Raw genomic sequence first — 4,176 nt, forward strand, 5'->3', positions numbered from 1 at the left:
ATTGATGAGCATAGAAAAGGCAGCAGCTAACAATTAAGCTACAATGATGCGATTAAGGCTTCGGTTTATTGAGGTTCTAATTGGTCAGGATTAGGACTTAATCCTCAGGTGGCTTTCTGAGATGAGGATTGGATGGGTTTTGTTGTCGACTTTTAGGAAGAAGTAAAATTATTAAAAAGTTCCTGTGTTGATGGTCTAATAGAGCTTTACGCTTCTTTAGCCATTTCCAGTCCATTTTTAACAGTTTCCATTAAAACATTAGGATATCCAATGGATTCCTTGTCTGAAATCCTTAATTTACTAGAATAAAAAACCGAAATAGCGGTAAGGTTGTTCGGTTTCGGTTTTTAATTAAATTTACGGGTGGGAGCTGGAAGAGAAAGTCGTGCTATTACATGGCAAAAAAAGGCATAATTCCCACATTAGGCATTTAGTAATTTGTACAAGCTTTAGTAGTTCTTATATTGTATTCTTCAAACAGAAGATATCTCAGTTTCACTTCTCATAAGCTAAAAAATTAAAAAGTACACTATTATTAATAATTCGGAAACATAAAATACAATCTTATGTCAAAGGTAAAAGACAAACTTATAGATCAAATTACATCCTTAAACGATGAGGAGCTATTGGAATCAATATCAAATATGGTGAGTCAATTAAGTGCTGATGGGACGATCGAATTGTCGGAAGAAGTGCAGCAGGAGCTAGAAAAAAGAAGCACAGAAATTAAAAAAGGAAATTTTATGACAAACGAAGATTTTGTAAAGAGATTTAACAAATGAAATTGAAAACAATTTGGTCATTAGAAGCAATTTATGAATTTGAAGCTATTTGTGAATACTGGGACAAAAGAAACAATTCAAATTTATATAGCCGTAAATTGTTCAAATTAACTCAAGAAGTTATTAAAATAATAGAGAAACACCCCAAATTGGGAGTAAATTCAAATTCAGCAAATATAAAAATGAGACTTGTTGAAAATAATTACTATTTAATTTACAAAATTTGCGATGAACACATTGAAATTTTAAAATTTTGGGACACTAGGCAAAATCCGAAAAAGAGAAAATTTAAAAAAAACGAGAGGTAATTGAGTGATTGGCTACTAACTAAAAGCCTACAGAGTTTCCCTTACAATTTATCCCGATTATAGGGGACAAGGTACCCTTAAATAAATTAGCCTAAGCAGAACATTTTCCGTGTCTGCCCTTTATTTAGAAGTCTTTTTCTTTCAAGCATGTGTTAGTCTCAAACTGATCAGTTTTTGCTTTATGGGCAATTAAAGGTACAATTTGACACTGTGTAAATCTCGCATTAATTGTCTACCCGCTGCAGCAAATCCTTTAACCATTTCCAGACCATTTTCAACAGTTTCCATTAAATTCTTAGTCTAATTACTGGATACTTTGTTTGGAATGCTTAATTTGACAGGGAAAATAAGCAGAAGGGGTCGGGTGCATAGTTGATATATACGTAACTCCTTGTATAAACTTACTGTTTATACAATTGTTGTGAGACATTCAATAAAAATGACAGTACAAGAATTTTGGGATTGGTTTAAGAACAATAGCAATAAGTATCTTTTCCTCAATGAGGTAGATGAACAAGAGAAGGAGAAATTATTGGATGAATTTTTAGCTATCCTTCATAGCTATTGTGATAAATTATATTTTGCTATTGGAGGTCATCCTGATTCTAATCAAGAATTAATTATTACAGCAGAAGGGAAAACTGATTATTTCCCAAAGGTTGAAGAGCTAATTAATAATGCTCCTAATATTGAAAATTGGGAAATGATTGCCTTCAAGCCTTCAGTAGGATTTGACTTCAAATTAGAATATAAAAAAATAATTTTCGATCCATCAACTATATGGTTCCTCCCTCTAGAATCTTCTAAAAAGCCAAATGATTTAGGATTAAGAATAGGGTTTAAAGAATTTGTTGATGACAGAAAAGATGATTTTCTCTACGGAACATATCTTATCCTAGATGATGGATTAGGTGAAAAAAGTGCAGCTGTAGATATTAAGCATATTGAAGTGGGACGATTGCCTGATAAACCAGAGGAAGAAGGATTTATTGAATTGAATGAATTAATCAAATATATTGAATGGCGGGAGAAAAAAAAGAGATAAACGTCTCACAACACTATATAAAATCGAGCAGTGGGTTTGGGGTAGTAGCAACTTCAGTTCAATCAGCAACCAAGTTTCGGTTTGATAGTGAATCTCTTTAAAAGGCTGCCCTATTTTATACTAACCGTTGGCGGTAATCAAAAAATGACGACTAGGAGACAGATAATATTGACACTATTTACGACTGTATATTTAGCTACCGTTCTGCTGACTGACGTGTCACTAACGGGTTATTGGACAGATATAATTTTTTCAATCTTTCTTGTTTCAATTGGACTCTTGACAGTCTTTAAGTGTAAGTCTGGAAAGCGATGGTTAAATATTTCTATCAGGTTATTGACAATCGCATCTTCTATACTCGTTTTTGGGCTTGTCGGACTCGTTTTGATAAGCCCATTATCATGGAACGTTTTCAAGATGAAAAGCTTTTATTTCGAGAACGTCAGTGGACGACTATTCAATGCTAACTATAAACCTGTAGGAGCTTATGCAGGTGGAGAAGGGGTCTTTTGGATAACTGAGAGCCCAAAAATTTTTCCGTTCATTGAAATAGAAAATTATTATGATGGTACTGTATTATGGGACTTCAGACTAACTGAGTGGGAAGGCGAACCAGTTGACCAAAACGAAGTCGTCAAGAACTATATTTTAGACGAAGTAATTGAAAAAGAAAATAAACAAAAAAATGTTTCTCAATAACTAAGCATTCTGACAACTGAAACTGTCTAGTCTGAATACAATGTTGAACCTCGAAAAATGTTAAGGTAAATTTCAATACCCCTTCGACAAGCTCAGGGACCAATTTTTGGCAATGTGGGCTGTATAGTGGGGTTGGATTAGACCTGCTTTGGTAAATTATTCTTTCTAATTTATGGCCTACAGCTTAGTGTGGGTAAGGTGAAAAAATAGGCTCTTTCTTTAAAAATAGTGATGATATGGAAACCGGTAAAGTATACCTCTGTAGAGTGGAAAGGTCGAAAATAAACGGAAATTATACCGTTTGGTTACCGGAACAACCGGACGATGATTTTGTCGATCTGTTGGTGGATAAAAATGATTTATTACAAGGGGAACTGTGGGAAATCCTTTTAAAAACCGGTGCCAAGGATAGCAACTTAGATGTTTCAAAGGTGTATTTTGCCCCTGAAGGAGATGTCTTTGTCTCCTATACCAGCGATTATGAATTGAGTAAAAACATGGAGAAAATCCTAAATGAACTGATTTCAAATCAGGAGTACTTTATTAATATGGTCCACCTAAGCGGATTTAAATTGTAGTTGGCAATAGTGAAGGTTGTTTTTATTGATATTTTTATATCTTTATCAGCTCTAATAGCTATATAATCATGGTTTTACGTGCGCTTATCCTTCTTGTTTTCTCCTTTTCCATAATCAATTTTGCCCGGGCGCAAGTAAAATACAATAGGGTGGTGTTTAAACCCAACCCCTATGTAGAATACCATCCCAATGGCACTATTTACAAAAAAGGTTTTGTGAATGCCGACAAGCAATTCGTTGATACGCTAGCCATTTTCTTTCCCTCTGAAAAATTATCGATGACTGCCGTTTACGACATTGGGGTGCCGAATGGGTTATGCATTCATTACAATGAGGATGGCTCAATTAGTAGGGAAGGGCTATATGCACAAGGCAAAAAAGAAGGGCTTTGGATCTATAATAACTATGCTGAATCTAAAGATGGTCTTCCTTATCGCTTCTCTGTGAACTATAAAAACGGCCAACTTCATGGAGAGACAATCCTTTATGAGGGAACACATAAAATCCGCTCCGTACATGCATTTTTAGGTAAACCCGCACCGAATACAATATGGGAAATGTATTACGATAATAGCGATAATTTATGGGCTGTTGGCTTCATTTCCGATGACAATCAATTTACCTTGAGGGGCCTATATACGGAGGATGGGAAATTTGTAGACAAGGTTGGGGTCAGTAAGGAAAAAACCGAAACTTTTATAGAAGCCATGAGAACGTTTTATAAGTCCATCCCTAAACAAGAAATAAAGTCGACGTCCAAGGTC

6 protein-coding genes are annotated in these 4,176 nt (G+C 34.9%); all 6 read left to right on the forward strand.

Features of this window, described 5'->3' with window-relative positions; all coding sequences use genetic code 11:
- Positions 1-566: 566 nt before the first annotated feature.
- Positions 567-782, forward strand: a complete 216-nt coding sequence (locus AAC037_RS20710) for a hypothetical protein (RefSeq protein WP_339905291.1) — start codon at positions 567-569, stop codon at positions 780-782.
- Positions 779-1,090, forward strand: a complete 312-nt coding sequence (locus tag AAC037_RS20715; protein WP_339905292.1) for a type II toxin-antitoxin system RelE/ParE family toxin — start codon at positions 779-781, stop codon at positions 1,088-1,090. Before AAC037_RS20710 ends, AAC037_RS20715 begins: the two co-directional genes overlap by 4 nt.
- Positions 1,091-1,529: 439 nt before the next feature.
- Positions 1,530-2,135, forward strand: a complete 606-nt coding sequence (locus AAC037_RS20720; RefSeq protein ID WP_339905293.1) for a hypothetical protein — start codon at positions 1,530-1,532, stop codon at positions 2,133-2,135.
- Between the two features lie 279 nt (positions 2,136-2,414).
- Positions 2,415-2,834, forward strand: a complete 420-nt coding sequence (locus tag AAC037_RS20725; RefSeq protein ID WP_339905294.1) for a hypothetical protein — start codon at positions 2,415-2,417, stop codon at positions 2,832-2,834.
- A 236-nt stretch (positions 2,835-3,070) separates the two neighbouring features.
- Complete coding sequence (locus AAC037_RS20730) at positions 3,071-3,412, forward strand: hypothetical protein (RefSeq protein WP_339905295.1); 342 nt, start codon at positions 3,071-3,073, stop codon at positions 3,410-3,412.
- A gap of 68 nt (positions 3,413-3,480) precedes the next feature.
- The coding region (locus tag AAC037_RS20735) for a hypothetical protein (protein ID WP_339905296.1) at positions 3,481-4,176 on the forward strand (696 nt) is incomplete at its 3' end.

It is taken from the genome of uncultured Cyclobacterium sp. (assembly GCF_963976465.1).
Taxonomy (GTDB): domain Bacteria; phylum Bacteroidota; class Bacteroidia; order Cytophagales; family Cyclobacteriaceae; genus Cyclobacterium.